The following is a 20,450-nucleotide window of genomic DNA, read 5'->3' on the forward strand; positions in this document are numbered from 1 at the left end:
ATACACCCTCATTATAGAAAGCGTCACCACCTTTGATAAGGAGGACATTTTTCTATTAAGGGGATAATATCCTCTAAAAACCAAAATGAAAACGGTTAAACCTAACGTATATCGAGAGGTTTAACCGTTTGGAATTGAGATATTGGATTTTAGTGTGAGAATATATGACATAGATTTCACGGTTTGGCTGCTACTTGCTGCTCGCCTTCACGAATCAACCGATAAGCTCGTTCGATCTCTTCATCCGTTGGCGAAGGTACGCCTTCCAGCGGATAAGCCCAACCGAGCTCCTGCCATTTGTACACGCCCATTTGGTGGTAAGGAAGAATTTCGAATTTCTCCACGCCCTTCAGGCTGCCGATAAATCTCCCAAGCTCCAGTAAATCCTGCTCATCGTCGTGGATGCCGGGCACATACACGTGACGAATCCACATTTTCCGATCATGATCCGACAGCCAGCGTGCCATCTTCAACATTCGATCGTTGGGTTTGCCCGTCAGCTTGATATGCTTCTCGTTGTCGATATGCTTCAGATCCAGCAGGACCAGATCCGTTACATCCAGCAGATCGCGAATTTTATCCCCTTCATTATAGCCGTTCGTATCCAGCGTCGTATGAAGGTTCCAGCGTTTCTTCACTTCCCGGAACAATTCCGTGACAAACGGCGCCTGCAGCGTCGCTTCGCCGCCGGATACCGTCAGTCCGCCGCCCGATGTACGGTAATAGTTCAAATACGGCTCGATCTCGGCCAGAACTTCCTCGACGGTCATCTCCTTGCCTTCCGTCAAGCTCCAGGTGTCCGGGTTATGGCAATATTGGCACTGCAGCAAGCAGCCTTGCATAAAGAGGACGAAACGAATCCCCGGTCCATCTACGGTTCCGAACGTTTCTAACGAATGTATGCGACCTTTAAGCATCTTCGTCACCCTTTCCCTAATTCGCCTCCGATAAAGGAATGAGGAGAAAGGCGATCCAAGCCCAACTCCCCATTTTATCGTTCAGCTTCAATTGTTGCTGCCCGTCAGCAGGTTATTACATTTTGCCGTGGAAGGTCCGGTTGATGACATCTAGTTGTTGTTCACGGGTCAACTTGATGAAGTTCACCGCATAACCCGATACACGGATTGTTAATTGCGGATAGTTTTCCGGATGTTCCATTGCGTCCAGCAGTTGTTCGCGGTCAAAGACGTTTACGTTCAAGTGATGCGCTTTGCTGCCGAAGTATCCGTCCATCATCGATACGAGGTTCGATTTTCGGGTTTCCGTGTCTTTACCCAAGGCCTTCGGCACGATCGAGAACGTATTCGAGATGCCGTCCAAGCTGTGCTCATATGGCAGCTTCGCTACCGAGCTCAGGGAAGCTAACGCCCCTTTCTTGTCGCGGCCGTGCATCGGGTTCGCCCCTGGTGCGAACGGTTCGCCGGCTTTACGTCCGTCCGGCGTGCTGCCTGTTTTCTTACCATATACAACGTTCGACGTAATTGTCAATACCGATTGGGTTGGCAGCGAGTTGCGGTACGTTTTATGCTTGCGGATCATGCCCATAAACGTTTCAACCAGCTCTACCGCAATTTGGTCAACGCGGTCGTCGTTGTTTCCGTAGCAAGGGAACTCGCCTTCGATTTCGAAGTCTACGGCAATGCCGTTTTCGTTGCGGATCGGTTTCACTTTGGCATATTTGATCGCACTGAGCGAGTCAGCCGCTACGGACAAGCCGGCGATACCGCAAGCCATCGTGCGGAGAATGTCGCGGTCGTGCAGCGCCATCTCGATCCGTTCGTAGCAGTATTTATCGTGCATGTAGTGGATCACGTTCAAGGTGTTCACGTACAGCTTAGCCAGCCATTCCATCATCGGGATAAAGCGTTTCTTCACTTCGTCATAGTCGAGGTATTCCGAAGTGATGGCCGGATATTCCGGACCAACTTGGACGCCGGATTTTTCATCCTTACCGCCGTTGATCGCATACAGCAGAGCTTTCGCCAAGTTTGCGCGAGCGCCGAAGAACTGCATTTGTTTCCCGATTCTCATCGCGGAGACGCAGCATGCGATACCGTAATCGTCACCGTAAATCGGACGCATCAGATCGTCGTTTTCATATTGAATCGAGCTCGTCTCGATCGATACCTTCGCGCAGTATTTCTTGAAGGCGTCAGGCAGTTGCTCCGACCAGAGCACGGTCAGGTTTGGTTCTGGAGCCGGCCCCAGGTTGTACAGCGTATGCAGGAAGCGGAAGCTGTTCTTGGTTACGAGCGTCTTGCCGTTTACGGACATCCCGCCGATCGATTCCGTTACCCAAGTTGGGTCGCCGCTGAACAGTTCGTTGTACTCTGGCGTTCTCAGGAATTTCACGATCCGCAGCTTCATGACGAAATGGTCAACCAATTCTTGAGCTGCTTCTTCGGTTAATGTTCCTTCGGCCAGATCGCGTTCGATGTAAATATCGAGGAACGAAGATACGCGTCCGAGGGACATTGCCGCACCGTCTTGTTCTTTGACCGCTGCCAGATAACCGAAGTACAACCATTGGAAAGCTTCCTTCGCATTGTTCGCCGGTCTGGAAATGTCGAATCCGTACATTTCGCCGAGCTGTTTCAATTCGCCTAAAGCGCGAATTTGTTCAGAAATTTCTTCCCGAAGCCGGATCACATCTTCATCGATGACATCTACTTCAAGAGATTTCAATTCTTGTTGTTTTTGCTTGATCAAGAAGTCTACGCCGTACAGGGCAACGCGGCGGTAGTCCCCGATGATCCGACCGCGGCCGTATGCGTCAGGAAGACCTGTGATGATCCCAGCCTTACGGGCGGCTCTCATTTCCGATGTATAAGCATCAAATACCCCTTGGTTATGGGTTTTGCGAATCGTTGTAAACAGATTTACGATCTCAGCTGGCAGATCAAAGCCATAAGCTTTGCACGCATTGATGACCATGTTGATCCCGCCGAATGGATGGATCGTGCGTTGGAAAGGGGCTGAGCCCTGAACGCCTACGATTTGTTCCTTCTCTTTATCCAAATATCCAGGAGCATGGGAAGTGATCGTGGATGGCGTGTTCACGTCTACATCCAGGACCCCGCCGGCTTCCCGTTCTTTCACGGACAGCTGCGATACGATATCCCACAACGCTTTCGTGTTCGCCGAAGCGCCTTTCAAGAAGGACTCATTACCTTCATAAGGATTCACGTTCGATTGGATAAAATCGCGCGTATCCACTTCCTTCATCCATTTCCCAGGTTTGAAGCCTCTCCATGCGTTTTGCGCCTTGGTTTCTGTTACTTCTCTTTCGATCACCGACATCTTGATTCCCTCCATTTTTATATGTGGTCGCGGTTGAAGGTCTATCCCGCGCCTCATGATCCCTAAAATTTGTGATACTTTTCACAACTTAGACAATTATGGTGCCCGGCCCCGAAGGACCGGGTTCCACTCCGTTAACAAACTTCTGAGGGATCATTTATATTGTAATCATAGCTCTTCCTATCCAAAAGTATTGTGACAAATATCACAATCAGTGATATTTGTCACCATTTTTACACGCCTGTTCACTTATTCTTCAAATCTTCCATAGAAGGCGTCGCGATAAATCTCAGCCAGCTCGCTGACCAGCGGCAGCTTCGGATTCGCAGTCGTACATTGGTCTTCGAAGGCACGGTCCGCCAGGTAATCGACGCGCGATTCGAAATCCTTCGCATCGAAGCCAAGCGCTTGGAACGATTCCGGAATGCCCAGCTTCTTGTTCAGATCGCGCACCGCTTTGATCAAGCTCTTCACGCCTTCTTCCGTCGTGCGAGCCGGCAGACCCAGAATGCGGGCGATTTCCGCATAACGTTCATCGGCAACGAAGTTTCTGTATTTCGGCCATGCCGCGAATTTCGTTGGTTTCTTCGCATTGTAGCGGATGACGTGCGGCATCAGAATCGCATTGGTACGTCCATGGGCCGTACCGTATTGACCGCCCCATTTATGCGCCAAGCTGTGGTTGATGCCAAGGAATGCGTTGGCGAACGCCATCCCTGCGAGCGTCGAAGCATTGTGCATTTTCTCGCGGGCCAGCTTGTCGCCGGTCAGCGCCGATTTCTCCAGGTATTGGAATACCAGCTGGATCGCTTTGATCGCCAGACCGTCCGTGTAGTCGTTAGCCATGACCGAGACGTAAGCTTCGATCGCATGCGTCAGTACGTCCATACCGGTATCTGCAACAGCCACTTTCGGCAAGCTGTAGACGAACTCAGGGTCAATGATCGCAACGTCCGGCGTCAGCTCGTAATCCGCCAACGGGTATTTCGTGTTGCCGTTGATTTTATCGGTAATAACCGAGAACGAGGTAACTTCGGAACCGGTACCCGATGTCGTTGGAATGGCCACGAATTTCGCTTTTTGGCCAAGACGCGGATATTTGTAGATCCGTTTGCGGATATCCATGAATTTTTGCTTCAGATTGTGGAAGTCGGTATCCGGATATTCATAGAACAGCCACATGCCTTTCGCCGCGTCCATCGGCGAACCGCCGCCCAGGGCGATAATGCAGTCCGGTTGGAACTTCGCCATCAGCTCAGTACCGCGTTGTACGGTCGTGGTCGATGGATCCGGTTCAACGTCCGAGAACACTTCGATGGCTACCGGCGTTTGGCGTTGACGCAGGAAATGTTCGACTCTTTCCACGTAGCCGAGCTTCACCATCATCGGGTCAGTAACGATCATGACGCGGGAGATGTCCGGCATCTTCGCCAAGTATTGCGTCGAGTTTTTCTCGAAGTAAATTTTGCTAGGCACTTTAAACCATTGCATGTTCACGGTACGATGATTCACCCTTTTCACGTTGATCAGATTCACGGCCGTGACGTTCGACGAAGTCGAGTTGCGTCCGTACGATCCGCAGCCCAGCGTCAGCGACGGCAGGTTTGTGTTGTAGATGTCGCCGATACCGCCTTGCGAAGAAGGTTGGTTCACCAGGATCCGGCAAGTTGGCATCCGATCGGAGAATTGTTGAATCACTTCCTCATTGTTCGAGTGGATTACCGAGGAGTGACCCATGCCGCCGAATTGCACAACTTCCAGCGCACGTTTAATGCCTTCCTCTGCATTCTTCACTTTGTAGCAAGCAAGTACAGGACTCAACTTCTCTGCGGACAATGGGAATTTCGGACCAACGCCTTCGATCTCGGCAACGAGAATTTTCGTTCCGGCCGGGACGTCGATGCCGCACATTTCCGCGATTTTTACGGCCGATTGACCAACGATCGCAGGGTTCACCGCACATTTCTCCGCGTTGATGGCTCCTGCGGTCAGCTTGGCAGCTTCTTCTTTATTTACAAAATAGCAGCCGTTGGCGATCATTTTCTTCTTCACTTGGTCGAAGATCGGTTCTTCGATAATCACCGCTTGCTCGGATGCGCAAATCATACCGTTGTCAAACGTTTTAGACAGGATCAGGTCGTTGACCGCTTGATCCAGATCGGCGCTCTTCTCAATGAAGCAAGGAACGTTACCAGGGCCTACGCCGAGGGCCGGCTTACCGCAGCTATAAGCTGCTTTAACCATCGCGGAACCGCCGGTAGCCAGAATGCAAGCGACATCCGGGTGATTCATCAGCGCGTTCGTGCGGTCCATGGATGGATTTTCGATCCATTGGATACAGTCCGCAGGTGCCCCGTGTTTAACAGCGGCTTCAAGCAATATTTTAGCGGCTTCCGTGCTGCAGGCTTGCGCGGATGGATGGAAGCCGAAGATGATCGGGTTGCGAGTTTTGATGGCGATCAGAGATTTAAAGATGGTGGTCGACGTTGGGTTCGTGACCGGGGTAATCCCCATGATGATCCCAACCGGCTCGGCGATTTTTTGGAAGCTCTCGTAAGGATTGTCTTCGATGACGCCTACTGTTTTTTGGTACTTAATGCTGTTCCAGATATACTCGGTTGCAAACATGTTCTTGATGATTTTATCTTCGTATACGCCGCGTCCCGTTTCCTCGATCGCCATTTTCGCCAGATGCATATGCTTGTCGAGCCCAGCCAAAGCCATCGCTTGCACGATCTTATCGATCTGCTCCTGATCCATGCTCATGAATGCTTCGGAAGCTTTCTTGGCTTTGTCGATCAACGTTTGAATATACTCTTGCGCGGTTGGCTGAGCCTTAGCAGCTACTTCGTTTTTAACAGCCATCTCTCTCATCCTCCTAAATTTTGATTTAGGGATTGCTTGCAGATGGTGGTCCTAAATCTTATTTGTGAAAAAATTCACTTGCAAGCGAATCCTTATGAAGCTTGTGCGCTTCTCTTTATGTCTTGATCATAGCACAGGCTTTTGATTTTGTATAGTGAAATTTTTCACATACTTTAAAAAAGTTGAAAGTTTTCACTTGTCACGATAAGTTTTTCATATATACTTTACATTGTGTACATAGTATCACCTTTAAATACTTACCGATCGCCAGTTTATTATTTTGCACCGTTTTTAGCGAGAACGTACTGTTCGACATAGTGAAATTTCTCACAATGTTCACTTTTTCGGGCTTTACAGCCCCCAAAAACTAAAAAAAACGGGTTATAATTAATTTAAAATTTTCAGAAAAATTTGGAGCACAAAGGGGAAATCGATGATGAGTGAAATTGTTAATGCCACCCTGCCCCGCGGCAATACGAGCTGTTTTTCAGAGCAAAACTTCAATCGCCTTCTCGTTACGATGAAAGACAAATCTTATCCCGAGGGGACACATTTGTTCTGGGAAGGTGACTATTCCGATAAACTGTTCTACATCAAGCGCGGCCGTGTGAAGTTGACGAAATCGACGGATGAGGGCAAAGAATTGATCCTCTACATGTATGGTGTCGGCGATATGGTTGGGCAAGCCGATCCGTTCTTCAGCTCGAAGCATAGCTTTACCGCCGAAGTCATCGAAGACTGTGAAATCGGCATTATCGAGCAGAAGGACCTGGAAATCATGATCTGTCAGCATTGCGATTTCGCCATCGATTTCATGAAATGGATGGGCATCCATCACCGTTTGACGCAAACCAAATTCCGCGATCTGATGATGTACGGCAAACCGGGCGCTTTGTGCTCGACCTTGATTCGCTTGAGCAATACGTACGGTGAGCCGCACGGAGACGCCATTCTGATCAATAAGAAGATCACCCATACTGACTTGTCCAACATGATCGGGGCAACGCGCGAAAGCGTCAACCGGATGCTGAGCGACCTGCGCAAGAAGGATGCGCTGGACTATGAGAACGGGATGATCGTGATCAAAGATCTGGTCATGCTGCAAGATATTTGCCACTGCGAGCTGTGCCCGAACGAAATCTGCCGCATTTAACCGCCTAGTACTCCCCCCATATTCGGCGTTAGTTCCGGTGTATTGAACCGTCCCATGATTGGAGGGCGGTTTTTTTGCTTTCTTCCCATCGCGTAAAAAAATCCCCCAATCCTCTTCGCTACCCAATGAGGTTGGGGGATACATATGTGGTTATGAGCCCTATGCTTTCTTGCGCATGGGGGAAATGAACCAATATGCCATTGCGACGAATACCGCACCGCCCCCAAATCAAACTTGCCTCATGCTTCAAAAATAGCGCGGCGACCTTCCGATCACCGCGCTGTCGATAGCCGCACTACGCTTGCTGCAAAGCAGCAGCGGCAATGTAGACCTGTTCGTCCTCCACCTTGACCGGGAACATCGTGACCTGCCCGGTATCCGGTGCTTGAACGAGCCCGGTGGTCAGGTCGATTTTCCAATCATACAACGGATCATACAGATAATGACCCGATACGATCCCCTCGGCCAGCGGTCCGCCCTTTGGATGCGGATTTTGGTTCAGCGCCGCAAAAATCCGGCCATCCGATGTTCGGAACACGGCAATTTGCAGGCCGGCCACTTCCACGACACGCCCGATTTGCAGCAGAAAATCCTCCAAGGCACCAACAGGATAAAACGTTTCGCCCTTACTCTCCATACTCATGCACCATGACCCCTTTCTCTAGGACGCTGTATTACAGCTGGCTGCTCACTTCTAACGAGTGATACAATTTGCCAAGCTGTTCGTTGTCGTTCAGCACTTTTTTCCATGGATCGGATACTTGCTTCAAAGCAAATTCAATCCGTTCCATCAGCGCTTTGCGGTTCTTCACATCGTCAACGATAACCGAGCGGATATGCTCAAGGCCCATCCGTTCCACCCATTCCGACGTTCTCTCCAGGTAGTTGCCGGTTTCACGGTAGTACTGCATCAGCGCGCCGCACACTTCAATCAATTCCTCATCGGTTTTCACCTTGCACAGCGAGTCCGCCAAGCGCGGCTTGATCCCGCCGTTGCCGCCAATGAAAACCTCCCAACCGCCGTCATTGCCAACGATCCCGATATCTTTGGTGCACGACTCGGCGCAGTTACGCGGGCAGCCGTTAACCGCCATCTTAAATTTCGCCGGGAAGTCCAGCCGCTCGAATTTGCGCTCCAGCAGCGCGCCCATACCCATTGAATCCTGGGTGCCAAAACGGCAGAACTGCGAACCAACGCAGGTCTTTACTGTGCGCAACGATTTGGCATAAGCATAACCTGACGGCATATCCAGCTCTGCCCACACCTTCGGCAGGTCCTCTTTCTTCACGCCGATCAAATCCAGCCGTTGTCCGCCCGTGACCTTGACCACCTTGACATTGTATTTCAACGAAACATCGGCGATTTTCTTCAGATCTTCCGGCGTTGTGACGCCGCCGTACATCCGCGGCACCACGGTATACGTGCCGTCCTTTTGAATGTTGGCATTCATCCGTTCGTTGACGAAACGCGAAGCTTTTTCATCTTCATGGGTATCCGGGTAGATCATGCCTAGATAGTAGTTAATCGCCGGCCGACACTTCGAACAGCCTTCCGGCTGCGTCCATCCGAGCACATTCATCACTTCTTTGGTTGTCTGCAGCCCTTTCGCTTTAATCTCGGCAACGATCTCGTCCCGGCTAAGCGTAGTGCAGCTGCAAATCCCCTGTTTCGCCGATTGGGTAAAGCCATCGCCAAGCACATATTGCAGGATCTGCTCGACGACCGGTTTACAGCCGCCGCAAGATCGAGTCGCTCCGGTGCTCGCTTTAATTTCGTCGACCGTCGTCATCCCTTGATTTACGATGCAGTCCACGATCGTGCCTTTCGTCACCCCGTTACAGCCGCAGACGATTTCCTCATCGCTCATCGTTTCGACCGATGCCTTCTTCTTGGTGCCGCCGCAGCAGCCCCCGCCCATCAGCGATTCGTACAACTCATCGGTCATCTCCGCGCCTTGCTTAATCAGCTTCTGCAGCTCAGCCGAATCTGTGATATCCCCGAACAGCACTGCCCCAACCAGCTTGCCGTCCTTCAGCAAAATTTTCTTATAGGTGCGTTTCCACTCGTCCTTGCTGACGATCACTGTATGCTCCGGTCCATCGATAAATTCACCGGTGGAGAATACATCCACGCCGGAAATTTTGAGCTTGGTCGATACGACCGAACCCTCATAAGGCGCGGTATCCACGCCGCTGATATGCTTCGCCAACACCATCCCCTGCTCGAACAAAGGCGCAACCAGACCGTAACAAACCCCGCGGTGCTCCGTACATTCCCCCACAGAATACACACCTTCAAGCGAGGTTTGCAGATAGTCGTTCACGACGATCCCACGGTTCACTTCGATGCCGCTGGCTTTAGCAACCGCAACATTAGGTCGGATTCCCACAGCCATAACGACGAATTCCGCCTCCAGCTCCGTCCCGTCGGCAAAGCGCAGGCCGCGAACCCGATGGTCGCCAAACAGCTCCGTCGTTTGTGCGCCCATCTTAAATTTGATCCCTTGCCGCTCCAACTCTGCTTTCAACATGCTCGCTGCCTGATGGTCTAACTGGCGTTCCATCAGATCTTCCATCAAATGTACAACCGTCACGTCCATCCCCAGTTGCACAAGGCCTTTGGCCGCTTCCAATCCCAACAGTCCACCGCCAATGACGGCCGCCTTCTTGTAGGTCTTCGCCGCCTCCAACATTTGCTTGCAGTCCGCGATGTCACGGAAGCCAACGACCCCTTCCTTATCGCTGCCTGGAATCGGCAAGATCAGCGAATTGGAGCCCGTTGCGATCAGCACTTTATCGTACGGGACGCGCAACCCATTATCGGCGACGACCTCTTTGGCTTCGGCATCAATCCGTTCCACTGCAGTTCCGACATGCAGGGTGATCCCGTTCTCTTTGTACCAGTTCAAATCGTTCAGCACGATATCGTCCAGCGTTTTGCTGCCTTCCAGCACATATGACAGCATAATTCGATTGTAGTTCGGATGCGGCTCGCTTCCGAATACCGTAATGTCAAATTTCGTAGTCAACTTCAGGATTTGCTCTACCGTGCTGATTCCGGCCATTCCGTTACCGATAACAACTAGTTTCTCTCGTTCCATTCCCATATCTTTAGAATGCCTCCTCCAATAAACACCTGGGTCTCATGCAACTTGGCGATAGTTAAAATTTGAAGTGCTCCCATGCTCCCAGTATACTTTTCAAATAAGGAGGACTTTGTGATTCCATTCACATTAATTGTGAAAATTTTAACATACTTTTGTCATAACTTTTTCAATGTTCTGTAAAAAAATCCGCTCTCCCGGATGATCACCAGGATTACGGATCTCTAAGTTACATCGTACTTCTATTGCGTCGTCAAGGTAATCTCCACGTAGTCTTGCGGCTTTAATCTCATATCCAGGCCATTATCCAGCAGCTTCTTCCCATTCACTTTCAGGATCCATTGCTCGTCCTGCTTAGGGGTATAGCCGCCGACGGAGATAATTGATTTATGGTTAGGGTTAAACTGTACCAATCCACTGTGCTTCAGGAGATCTCGAACGGTGGTGTTATCACTGTATTTATGGACAAAATATTGCTTCTGACTGCCCCCGTCGATAATCAACAGCAAGGACGCCAGCGGCGAGATCGCTTCATAGCTGTCCACCGTCTTGACGTAAACCAGCAGCTTGTCACCCATTTGCAGCTCCTGATCCCAGTTGGTAGAGGCCAGCTCCTTATCATTTAGCCGGGTCCCCCATTCCAACGCCGAATCCAGCGACACCTCCCCCACCGATTGAATGGCGGACTGGTCCTCTGTAAATTTGACAATCCCGCTGCTTGCCAAGGCATGACGTACCGTTAACCCGTCGATATAATCAAAATGCAGGTTACGCGTCACATCAGGGATAAAGGTGCCTCCATCAATCATTAATGTGATATCGTGGGGGTGTTCTACTTCTGTTGTCTGCGTCTCCGCTGGTGTCGGTTGATCCATAATCTGGCCGCGGGCGCACGCCGACGCGATTATGATTATAGTCAGTCCTGCCATACATCCAACGAACCATCGCCATCTGTTAAACATAGCCGCCCTGCCTTTCTCCTCATCATTTTCCCAACTTCGGCCAGATCGTATTCCTTCTTCTTAAGCATACCGGACAAAGTGCAGGTTCTCAAATTTCAGGCTCCCTGATGGATATTGGCAAAAATAAAAAGGCCCCCGTCATCGGAGGCCTGTTGTATGTTCAGATGTCTTACTTAAGTACGTCGTGATCAACGTAGCGTTCGCCGTTCATTTCGCTGATCAACTCAATCGCTACCTTCGCGCCGTCGCCGGCGGTAATGATCGTATGCACGCTTACCCCGGCAACTGTTCCCGCTGCCCATACGCGCGGAATGCTCGTACGGCCTTGGCCATCCGTAGCAATCACCGTCTTAATTCGAGGTTCGCGGCCTTCCTTCAACTCCAAGCCGATAGCGCTTGCAAGGTCGGTTAACGCGCCGGTGGCCAATATGATATGAGACGCTTCATAACTGCGGCCGGATTCGGTCTTCACCGTAACCGTTGAACCACCGTTCGTATCGATGTCAGTTACTTTCTCTTCAATGAACTTCGCGCCGAATTTCTCCGCTTGCTCCCGGCCGATCTTCAGCAAATCGGGTCCGGAAATGTCCTTCGCACCGTAATGATTCTCGATCCATGCCCGCTTGGTCATGCTGGTGTTGCTGTCCAGAACGAGCGTTTCTTTACCGGCCTTCGCCAAGAAAAGTGCTGCACTGGCTCCTGCAGGTCCTGCTCCAATAACAATTACATCAGCCACACGTACACCTACTTTCTATTATATTCCATGCCGCCCGCTCGCCGGTAACGGCATGTTTGTTGTTTACTTAATCCACTCTTCCGCCCAGGACTGCACTTGTTCCATAACGGGACGAAGCGCCCGGCCTTTCTCCGTTAATTCATATTCAATCCGAACCGGCGTCTCGGGATAGACATGGCGAACCAGGATTCCTTCACATTCCAGATCCTTCATCCGCTCGGATAACATTTTATCGCTCATGGAAGGAATCTGATTGGAAATATCCTTGAATCGCTTGGGACCGCTCATCAGCGTTTTGATGATCAGACCGTTCCAACGTTTGCCTAAAAACGAAAATGCCGATTCAAACCGCGGACACATCGCCTGGGAATGCTCATCCATAAAATTCACCTCGTTATCATCGCCGACCTAAAGGCTGAAAGCTTACAATTTGTTAGTATATATCATAATAGCATATTTATCGAAGGAAAGTAAGGGGGATGACCGATCATTTAAAAAAACGACCGCCCAGGCGGCGGCCGCTAATATAGTATATTACGTTGGTTGTAACTTATACCCACCACATTTCGGCGGCAGAATCCTCCACCAGCACCTGCTGAAGGTTGCGTACCGCCTTCGTAAACCCTTCGTCGATCGACATCAGGCCGTCTTCATGCTCGATGCTGACGACATAGTCGTAGCCGTACAAGCGAAGGGCGCTGATGATGTCCGCCCAGGTTTTCAAATCATGGCCATAACCAACCGTACGGAACTGCCAAGCCCGGTTCTGCATCATGGTATAAGGCTGCATATCCGTAAGTCCGTAACGGTTCACGTTCACCGGATCAATCGTCGTGTCCTTGGCGTGGAAATGGTGAATCGCACCAGCCCGGCCAAGGATCGAAATCGCCTGCACCGGATCAATCCCCTGCCACCACATATGGCTCGGGTCCAAATTGGCGCCGATAGCTTCCCCGGCCGCTTCGCGCAGGCGAAGCAGCGTGGCCGGCGTATGCACGGAGAAACCGCCGTGCAGCTCCAAACCGATTTTCACATGATGCTCTGCGGCATAACGGCCCATTTCCGACCAGTACGGAATCACCTTATTGTTCCACTGCCAATCGAGGATTTCCTGGTAATCGTTCGGCCACGGTGCGACCGGCCAATTCGGGTATTTCGCATCCTCATGATCACCGGGACAGCCGGAAAACGTATTAACAACCGGCACCTCCAGCAGTTCAGCCAATTGGACGGTCTTGACGAAGGCGTCATGGAACTCTTGCGCCACCGCCTTTTGCGGATGCAGAGGATTTCCGTGGCAGCTCAGCGCACTGATCGTTAATCCGCGCGATTCCACCGCCCGCTTGAACTCCTCCCGCGCTTGTTTATTCTCCAGCAGTACATCGGGATTACAATGCGCGTTGCCAGGATAACCGCCAGTCCCGATCTCTACGGCTTTTAACCCCTGGGCGGCTGCCTTATCCAACGCCTGCTCCAACGGGAGCCCTCCGAACAATACGAGAAATACGCCTAATTTCATTCCCGGTTCCCTCCCGTGATTAATCAAAATAAACGGTCTTACCTGTTCTCGCCGACTCGTAAATCGCTTCCAAAATTTCCGTGACGACCAGCGCTTGCTCCGGCTTCACCAGCGGTTCCTTATCCTCGAGAATCGCCTGCACCCAAGCTCTTGCTTCACGCGTTGCCTCGGTTTCCTGTTTGCCCTCAAAGAAGGCAACGCCGCCCGAACCCAAATCAATCTTCGTTTCATACAGGCGACTCATTTTCTCGCCGTTGATGCGCAGGCCGTTGGTCATGTCCGCGCCGCCTTCCGTCCCGCACAGCAGCGTCTTCGCTTCGCCGATATCCACGATGTTCAGCGCCCAGCTCGATTCAAGAATGATCGTCGCGCCGTTCTTCATCGTAATGAAGCCAAATGCAGAGTCCTCCACTTTAAATTCCTCCGGATTCCAAGGCCCAAACGCATTTGCTGCATTCTCGCGGCTGCCGAGTTTATGGAAGACGGAACCGGTGACGCTCTTCGGCTCGTAGTTGTTCATCAGCCACAAGGTCAGGTCCAGGGCATGGGTCCCGATATCGATCAACGGACCGCCGCCTTGCTTCTCCTCGTCGAGGAAGACGCCCCATGTTGGCACTGCCCGGCGACGAAGCGCCAGCGCCTTGCCAAGATAAATGTCGCCGAGCTCACCTTTTTCGCAAATCTCCTTCAAATACAAGCTGTCGCTGCGGAACCGGTTTTGGTAGGCGATTGTCAGCTTCTTGCCCGTACGCTTCGCTGCATCCAGCATTTGACGAGCCTGCTCTGCCGTCTTAGCCATCGGCTTCTCACACATGACATGGCGACCGGATTCCAACGAAGCAATCGTAATTTCGGCGTGGGAATCGTTTGGCGTGCACACATGCACAACTTCAGCATCGCTTTCCTCTAACAGCTGGCGATAATCGGTATACACCTTGGCGTTCTCCCCGCCGTATTGCGCTGCGGCTTTGGCTGCGCGCTCCTCGATAATATCGCAAAATGCGACCATCTCCACCTCAGGCTGCTGGGCCAGGCTTGGCAAATGTTTTCCGTTCGCAATCCCGCCGCAGCCGATAATGGCTACTTTCAACGTTTTAGACATGAAGTTTACCTCCTTTTTGCGCATAGTCACGTACCCATTCCATGCTTGTCTGAATGCTCGTGAGCGAATCTCCGGCGCAATGATCCTGCTCGACGATTAACCATTCCACCCCCGCAGCAATCGCAGCATCGCCGATTTCCGTGATGGCAATCTCCCCGCGGCCAAGCTCAACCGTATCCGGCGAACCGTCCGCCTTCTTGACCACGTCCTTCCAGTGCACCAGCGGAAGCCGCCCCGTATATGTAGCGATATAATCCAGCGGATTCGCTCCAGCAAAGGCGACCCAGCAGGAATCAAGCTCAACCTGCAACAGGTGTTCAGGCACTTGCTCGTAGATGGCGTCAAGCACCGGCTTGCCGTCGTGCTGTAACGTCAGCTCAAAATCATGATTATGATAGCAAAGCACCAAATCTTCCTCTTTGCACTTTTCACCGAATTTTTTCAAATCTTCGATGATTTCCGACCAACGGTTGCGGTCTTCCTCTGCCAAATAAGGAACGATGATATAGCGGCTGCCAATCGCTTTATTAAACGCCAATTCCTCGTCGATCGCTTCCTTCAACCGGGTATATGGGGTATGCGCACCAATCGCCGTTAATCCCGTCTCCCGCAAAATCTCCTGTACTTGCTCTGCCGTGCGCCCGTAAAATCCGGCAAACTCGACCCCTTGATAGCCAAGCTCTGCCACTTTGCGCAAAGTTCCTTCAAAATCCCGTTCCAAATGATCTCTTACCGTATACAACTGCAAACCAAGCTTCGTCATGATTTCATTCTCCTCTTCATCATAGTAAGTCCGATTAGAGCTCTACAGGGCTCAACAGGATATGCCGACCTTCCTTCGAGGACCGGGCAACCGCATGCATCGCCTCCAGGACATGATAAGCCAGTTTGCCGCTGGCTCGATGCTCCCGGCCTTCCTGTATCGCTTGCACCATTTCCTCAATACCGCGTCCCCGCTCGTTATCTCCGCTGGCAAACACCGGCGGCAGCGTCTCCCAAGTCTCTTCCCCGGCCCGACGCAGCTTCACCTCACCGGTAAACCAGTTCGGATCAGGGACTTCCAGCGTACCTTCGGTGCCGTAAATCTCAATCCGCGGCAGCATGCTGCCGCCCCGCACGTCAAAGCTGGTCACCAGCGTACCGATCGCCCCTCCCACAAAATCCAGCGTTGCGCTGTAATGGGTTGGCGTATGAACGGGAATCGGGGTGCCCGCTTTGGGACCGGACCCGATCGTCCGCTCCGGAATCTGGCTTCCCGCCGAACCGCTGATCCGGCGAATCGGTCCAAGTAATTGGACCAGCGCCGTCAGATAGTACGGCCCCATGTCGAACATCGGCCCGCCGCCTTCTGCATAGAAGAACTCCGGATTCGGATGCCAGCTCTCCGGCCCGCCGCTTACCATAAACGCGCTGGCTGCCACCGGACGGCCGATCAGCCCGTCTTGAATCGCCTTGCGGGCCGTTTCCAGTCCGGCGCCAAGGAAGGTATCGGGGGCACAGCCGACGCGAAGATGGCGTGCAGCGGCCAGCTCCAGCATTCGACTGGCATCCTCCAAGTGGATGGCCAGCGGCTTCTCCACGTAGACATGCTTGCCGTGCTCCAGAGCCGCAATGTTAATCGCCGCATGGGACGAAGGCACCGTGAGATTCAGAATCAGGTCGATCTTAGGATGCCGCAACATTTCTTCAACTGTGAATACGTTTTCAATTCCGAATTCCTCGGCCCGCTCGCGCGCCTTCTCCGGAAACTGGTCGGCCAGCGCCACAACCTTCAGCCTGTCGCTCTTCGCCAAATGACGGAGGTAAGCCGGACTGATGTTGCCGCAGCCGATAATGCCAATCTGGATGTCTGTCATTTTGGTCACTCCTGCCAAGCAGATGTTTGTCAATTTGATGCGCTACCCATGTACCATGGTATTTCAAATTGCTCCAATGTAAAATGAATAATATGATTGAAACATGAACAATCTGGTCATTTTTTTCGAGAACCCTGTGGAGGACACCGATGAACAAAGAGGTAAACCTGCAAATTTTACATGCCGGCTATTCGTTGCACCGCAAGCCGTTCCACACGACCCAGCCGAACGGGCACGAAAATTATCTGATCCGCCTGCAGACGTTAGGCAAATGCCGTACGCGGTTAAACGGGCGGCTGGAGTTGCTTGAGCCTGGGGATTTGCTGCTGTTTGCCCCCGGGGACCCTTACGAGCTGAAAATCGAAGCCGAAACGAACGGAACAGGCGAACCGGTGGTTTCCAGCGGAGATTACCATATTTTTTTGTCCGGGGAATGGATCGAGTCCTGGTGGAACCGCCGGCCGCTTCCGCACCGCTTGAAGGTTCCCCTGTCCGAAGGGATGGTTGGGGCCTTCCGGCAGATTATGCTGGAGCAGCGCCGCATCTCCAACCCGATGCCGGAAATCTCCGAGTACTACTTGAAGATTCTGTGCCTGGAGATCGAACGGAATTTGCTCGAGCAGCCGCAGCCCACCTATCCTACCTATCTTGCCCACCGTCTGAAAAATTATATCGAAGAAAACGCCTCCTCCCCATTTAAGCTGGAGGACGCTGCAGCCCACGTCGGCATCAGCGTGTCGCGGGCGGTGCATCTGTTCAAGCAGGCCTTTGGCACCAGCATGATTCAATACACGCTGGAGGTGCGGCTGAACATGGCGCGCGAGCGGATTATTTTCAGCCCTCTGTCGCTGGAGCACGTTGCGGAAAGCTCCGGTTTCCCCAGCTACAACTACTTTCATAAAGTGTTCCGCAAGCGGTTTGGCATGTCGCCTAAGCAGTTTCGTTTATCTGCCCGGGAGAACAACACTTAACTCCGGAGCCAAAAAATCGCAAAAAAACAACGCCGCGACGGGCCAAATGATCAGCCACCTGCGGCGTTGTTTGCATGCGTTTTTCCTTTAACTTCCGTTTGTCTGCGGCATCGCTTTCGCTTGGTGAAGCCGCGCTTTGCGCTTCTTCATGAATTTGCCCAGCAGCACGACAGCGGCGATGATGAGCAGCTCGAAGCCGTATTTAATCCAAGGGCTGGCGAACCAGTCATGAATCAGCGGTTCTTCGACGATCATCTTGGATGCTGTCCAAGCCAGCACGGCTGCCCCAATCGTAATGACGATCGGAAAGCGTTCAGTCAGCTTCAAAATCATCGTGCTGCCCCAAACCATAATCGGTACGGATACGGCCAGACCGATAATGACCAGCATGGTGTCCCCGTGCGCCGCGCCAGCTACCGCAAGCACGTTGTCGAGGCCCATCATGGCATCGGCGATGATGATCGTGCGGATGGCCGCCCACATCTGGTTTCCGGCCTTGATCTCATGACTTTTCTCCTCAATCAGCAGTTTATAAGCAATCCAGACTAATGCAAGCCCCCCGGCAAGCCGTAAACCCGGGATGTTGAGCAGCTGCACGACGAGCAGTGTCATGATCACCCGGATCAGAATCGCCCCCAGGGTCCCCCATACGATAACTTTCTTCTGATCCTGTTGCGGCACATTGCGGGCGGCAAGCCCAATGACGATCGCGTTATCCCCGGCTAAGACGAGGTCGATCAGGACGATGGATAATAAGGCCATCCAAAATTCCGGTGACAGTAAGTCCATGTTCTCTCCCCTTTCTAAATGTTCCATGCAACGGATCTATTTTTTCTGGATAACGGCCTCGCCATTCACGTCAATTGCCGCTGGCCTGCAAAGGCTGCGAGACGGTACAATCGGACGTTCGATATGGCTGGGACTACGGGAAGATCCCACCGTTCCAAAAAAATACGCCGTGTCCGTATTGGGCACGACGCATTTACGCATCAAAAAAGACCTTTACCCAATACTCGCTACGGGCAAAGGTCTCGCTAACAACTCTTCGTTGCCAATAAAGCCGGGGTATGTATAACTCCCGTAATGACGACTTTATTGTAACAGCTACTCCCCTTTGGGAACCATGCATGTTTTATTGAGTTATATTATAGCACGCACTTTACGAGAGAACCAGCCTTTTATGCTATCATTTTGGCTTTGTGCCAAAACAAGTTATAATAGTGATGAAATGGAGGGATCCCAAATGAGTCCATCATCAAATTCCAATCTCAAATTAGCCACGTTTGCCGGAGGCTGCTTCTGGTGCATGGTATCACCATTCGAGGAACTGCCCGGCGTTCACGGCATTATTTCTGGATATACCGGCGGTCATACGGTGAACCCTACGTACGAGGAGGTTTGCGCCGGGAATACCGGGCATTACGAAGCCGTGCAAATTACGTACGACCCGGACATCTTTCCTTACCGCAAGCTGCTGGAGTTGTATTGGCAGCAAATTGATCCAACGGACGAAGGCGGCCAATTCCATGACCGCGGCGATTCGTACCGGACCGCGATATTTTATCATGATGAGCAGCAGCGTCTGGAAGCGGAAGCTTCCAAGCAAGAGCTTGCGCAAAGCGGCCGCTTCGATAAACCGATTGTCACCCCGATTCTGCCGGCAGCCCCATTCTATCCTGCCGAGGAGTATCATCAGCAATACCATAAGAAGAATCCGGGACACTACCGGCTGTATCGCAAAGGCTCCGGCCGCGAGGATTTCCTGGAGCGCCACTGGTCCGGCCCTGCCGATCGGGAAGAGCTGAAGCGCAAGCTGACGCCGATCCAATATGAGGTCACGCAAAATAATGCGACCGAGCGTCCTTTTACCGGAGAGTATTGGGACCATGAGGAAGAAGGCATTTACGTCGATGTCGTTTCCGGCGAGCCGTTGTTCAGCTCCCGTGACAAATACGATGCCGGCTGCGGTTGGCCGAGCTTTACCCGCCCGATCCGGAGCTACCACATCAAGGAGAGAACCGATACCAGCCATTTTATGATTCGCACTGAAGTGCGCAGCCGGCTGGGTGATTCCCATCTGGGCCACGTCTTCGAGGACGGCCCAGAACCAACGGGACTCCGCTATTGCATCAATTCCGCAGCGCTCCGCTTCGTGCCGAAGGCCGATCTGGAGAAGGAAGGGTACGGCGAATATCTGTATCTGTTTGAAGACGCGCCAAAATCGCAAAAGTAAATACCCCAACAAGAAACAGGCAGCCCCTCTCGGCCGCCTGTTTCTTGTTATTTATAGAAGAATCGCTATTGCTCGCTTTGATCGATTCCAGTCTTCTTCCGGGCGCGAAACCGCCGTACCTTCATCAGGTTGCCGCACGTCTTGTCTTCGCAGTATTTCTTCGTCCGGTTGCGCGTGTCATCGTAAAAAAACCAGCGGCAATCGGGGTTATCGCACATGCGAATCCTTGACGTTTCCCCGTTAAGCAGCGTTTCGCCGAAGCTGGCGGCGATTTCTGCCCGCACATGACGCCAGTCCTCCGTCACCGGAAAATATTTCAGCCGGATGTCTCCCGGTTCTCCGGTCAACCGGCGAGTGACTTGATCCTGCGCCAAATGCTCATTGAGCAGCTGCCAATCCGCTTCTTCCATATGGCCGCCTTCCGCCAATTTGACCGTCAAGGCATGCAGGCGCTCCCGAAAATGACGCATGGCCAAAACCTCTTCCGTCGGCATCGGTACGGGAGCTGTCAATTGCCAGTCGTGAAGAAACCGCTCCTGCCAGGCCGGCTTCTCCAGCCGATCTTCACTGCGGCCGCTCCCCTGCCAATCATGACACTTGCTATTCAAAAAATCGCTCCACAATGTCTCCACTTCGAAGCCTCCAAAAT

At 52.1% G+C, this 20,450-nt stretch carries 17 protein-coding genes; 3 read left to right on the plus strand and 14 right to left on the minus strand.

Annotated features, from left to right (window positions below; translation table 11 throughout):
* Positions 1-176 precede the first annotated feature (176 nt).
* The 3 genes from pflA to adhE all read right to left on the minus strand — a co-directional run bounded on the left by pflA (position 177) and on the right by adhE (position 6,165).
* On the minus strand, positions 177-917 hold the full coding sequence (gene pflA / locus U9M73_RS08515) for a pyruvate formate-lyase-activating protein (RefSeq protein ID WP_323076838.1): 741 nt from the start codon (positions 915-917) through the stop codon (positions 177-179).
* 115 nt (positions 918-1,032) lie between these two features.
* Positions 1,033-3,300, minus strand: coding sequence for a formate C-acetyltransferase (pflB, locus tag U9M73_RS08520; protein WP_260070920.1), 2,268 nt, complete (start codon positions 3,298-3,300; stop codon positions 1,033-1,035).
* Between the two features lie 249 nt (positions 3,301-3,549).
* Positions 3,550-6,165, minus strand: a complete 2,616-nt coding sequence (gene adhE, locus U9M73_RS08525) for a bifunctional acetaldehyde-CoA/alcohol dehydrogenase (RefSeq protein WP_260070919.1) — start codon at positions 6,163-6,165, stop codon at positions 3,550-3,552.
* 436 nt (positions 6,166-6,601) lie between these two features.
* Between adhE and U9M73_RS08530 the strand changes: the two genes are divergently transcribed.
* Complete coding sequence (locus U9M73_RS08530) at positions 6,602-7,318, plus strand: Crp/Fnr family transcriptional regulator (RefSeq protein ID WP_036645269.1); 717 nt, start codon at positions 6,602-6,604, stop codon at positions 7,316-7,318.
* A gap of 295 nt (positions 7,319-7,613) precedes the next feature.
* Here the strand turns inward: U9M73_RS08530 and nirD are convergent, their stop codons facing one another.
* From nirD to U9M73_RS08575, 9 genes are all read right to left on the minus strand, one after another.
* Complete coding sequence (gene nirD / locus U9M73_RS08535; protein WP_028538283.1) at positions 7,614-7,961, minus strand: nitrite reductase small subunit NirD; 348 nt, start codon at positions 7,959-7,961, stop codon at positions 7,614-7,616.
* A 31-nt stretch (positions 7,962-7,992) separates the two neighbouring features.
* Positions 7,993-10,425 (minus strand): nitrite reductase large subunit NirB, encoded by a 2,433-nt coding sequence (nirB, locus tag U9M73_RS08540; RefSeq protein ID WP_085278477.1) that lies wholly within the window; start codon positions 10,423-10,425, stop codon positions 7,993-7,995.
* A 239-nt stretch (positions 10,426-10,664) separates the two neighbouring features.
* A complete protein-coding gene (locus tag U9M73_RS08545; protein WP_139817480.1) occupies positions 10,665-11,297 on the minus strand; it encodes a hypothetical protein in 633 nt (210 codons plus the stop codon).
* A gap of 256 nt (positions 11,298-11,553) precedes the next feature.
* The gene (locus tag U9M73_RS08550; RefSeq protein ID WP_323076841.1) at positions 11,554-12,120 is read right to left on the minus strand and encodes an FAD-dependent oxidoreductase; all 567 of its coding nucleotides are present in this window, start codon (positions 12,118-12,120) and stop codon (positions 11,554-11,556) included.
* Between the two features lie 63 nt (positions 12,121-12,183).
* A complete protein-coding gene (locus U9M73_RS08555) occupies positions 12,184-12,501 on the minus strand; it encodes a winged helix-turn-helix transcriptional regulator (protein WP_323076842.1) in 318 nt (105 codons plus the stop codon).
* A 169-nt stretch (positions 12,502-12,670) separates the two neighbouring features.
* Positions 12,671-13,639, minus strand: a complete 969-nt coding sequence (locus U9M73_RS08560; RefSeq protein ID WP_323076844.1) for a sugar phosphate isomerase/epimerase family protein — start codon at positions 13,637-13,639, stop codon at positions 12,671-12,673.
* 19 nt (positions 13,640-13,658) lie between these two features.
* Positions 13,659-14,741, minus strand: coding sequence for a Gfo/Idh/MocA family protein (locus tag U9M73_RS08565; RefSeq protein WP_323076845.1), 1,083 nt, complete (start codon positions 14,739-14,741; stop codon positions 13,659-13,661).
* On the minus strand, positions 14,734-15,504 hold the full coding sequence (locus U9M73_RS08570; RefSeq protein WP_009225298.1) for a sugar phosphate isomerase/epimerase family protein: 771 nt from the start codon (positions 15,502-15,504) through the stop codon (positions 14,734-14,736). The genes U9M73_RS08565 and U9M73_RS08570 overlap by 8 nt, the downstream gene beginning before the upstream one ends.
* A gap of 34 nt (positions 15,505-15,538) precedes the next feature.
* A complete protein-coding gene (locus U9M73_RS08575; RefSeq protein WP_260070917.1) occupies positions 15,539-16,597 on the minus strand; it encodes a Gfo/Idh/MocA family protein in 1,059 nt (352 codons plus the stop codon).
* 149 nt (positions 16,598-16,746) lie between these two features.
* Here U9M73_RS08575 and U9M73_RS08580 point away from each other — a divergent pair, with 149 nt between their 5' ends.
* The gene (locus U9M73_RS08580) at positions 16,747-17,568 is read left to right on the plus strand and encodes an AraC family transcriptional regulator (RefSeq protein WP_009225296.1); all 822 of its coding nucleotides are present in this window, start codon (positions 16,747-16,749) and stop codon (positions 17,566-17,568) included.
* Between the two features lie 87 nt (positions 17,569-17,655).
* Here the strand turns inward: U9M73_RS08580 and U9M73_RS08585 are convergent, their stop codons facing one another.
* Entirely contained in the window at positions 17,656-18,357 is a 702-nt protein-coding gene (locus U9M73_RS08585; protein ID WP_028538289.1) for a TerC family protein, read from the minus strand.
* A 454-nt stretch (positions 18,358-18,811) separates the two neighbouring features.
* Between U9M73_RS08585 and msrB the strand changes: the two genes are divergently transcribed.
* On the plus strand, positions 18,812-19,801 hold the full coding sequence (gene msrB / locus U9M73_RS08590; protein ID WP_260070915.1) for a peptide-methionine (R)-S-oxide reductase MsrB: 990 nt from the start codon (positions 18,812-18,814) through the stop codon (positions 19,799-19,801).
* A 65-nt stretch (positions 19,802-19,866) separates the two neighbouring features.
* Here the strand turns inward: msrB and U9M73_RS08595 are convergent, their stop codons facing one another.
* Positions 19,867-20,433 (minus strand): CGNR zinc finger domain-containing protein, encoded by a 567-nt coding sequence (locus U9M73_RS08595; protein ID WP_323076847.1) that lies wholly within the window; start codon positions 20,431-20,433, stop codon positions 19,867-19,869.
* Positions 20,434-20,450 lie beyond the last annotated feature (17 nt).

Origin of the sequence: Paenibacillus phoenicis (assembly GCF_034718895.1) — a bacterium.
GTDB classification, from domain to species: domain Bacteria; phylum Bacillota; class Bacilli; order Paenibacillales; family Paenibacillaceae; genus Fontibacillus; species Fontibacillus phoenicis.

Bases quoted from the DNA above. Each gene is read 5' to 3' on its own strand.
- pflA (WP_323076838.1), bottom strand. From the start codon at position 917: ATGCTTAAAGGTCGCATACATTCGTTAGAAACGTTCGGAACCGTAGAT.
- pflB (WP_260070920.1), bottom strand. From the start codon at position 3,300: ATGTCGGTGATCGAAAGAGAAGTAACAGAAACCAAGGCGCAAAACGCA.
- adhE (WP_260070919.1), bottom strand. From the start codon at position 6,165: ATGGCTGTTAAAAACGAAGTAGCTGCTAAGGCTCAGCCAACCGCGCAA.
- U9M73_RS08530 (WP_036645269.1), top strand. From the start codon at position 6,602: ATGAGTGAAATTGTTAATGCCACCCTGCCCCGCGGCAATACGAGCTGT.
- nirD (WP_028538283.1), bottom strand. From the start codon at position 7,961: ATGAGTATGGAGAGTAAGGGCGAAACGTTTTATCCTGTTGGTGCCTTG.
- nirB (WP_085278477.1), bottom strand. From the start codon at position 10,425: ATGGGAATGGAACGAGAGAAACTAGTTGTTATCGGTAACGGAATGGCC.
- U9M73_RS08545 (WP_139817480.1), bottom strand. From the start codon at position 11,297: ATGGATCAACCGACACCAGCGGAGACGCAGACAACAGAAGTAGAACAC.
- U9M73_RS08555 (WP_323076842.1), bottom strand. From the start codon at position 12,501: ATGGATGAGCATTCCCAGGCGATGTGTCCGCGGTTTGAATCGGCATTT.
- U9M73_RS08560 (WP_323076844.1), bottom strand. From the start codon at position 13,639: ATGAAATTAGGCGTATTTCTCGTATTGTTCGGAGGGCTCCCGTTGGAG.
- U9M73_RS08565 (WP_323076845.1), bottom strand. From the start codon at position 14,741: ATGTCTAAAACGTTGAAAGTAGCCATTATCGGCTGCGGCGGGATTGCG.
- U9M73_RS08570 (WP_009225298.1), bottom strand. From the start codon at position 15,504: ATGACGAAGCTTGGTTTGCAGTTGTATACGGTAAGAGATCATTTGGAA.
- U9M73_RS08575 (WP_260070917.1), bottom strand. From the start codon at position 16,597: ATGACAGACATCCAGATTGGCATTATCGGCTGCGGCAACATCAGTCCG.
- U9M73_RS08580 (WP_009225296.1), top strand. From the start codon at position 16,747: ATGAACAAAGAGGTAAACCTGCAAATTTTACATGCCGGCTATTCGTTG.
- U9M73_RS08585 (WP_028538289.1), bottom strand. From the start codon at position 18,357: ATGGACTTACTGTCACCGGAATTTTGGATGGCCTTATTATCCATCGTC.
- msrB (WP_260070915.1), top strand. From the start codon at position 18,812: ATGAGTCCATCATCAAATTCCAATCTCAAATTAGCCACGTTTGCCGGA.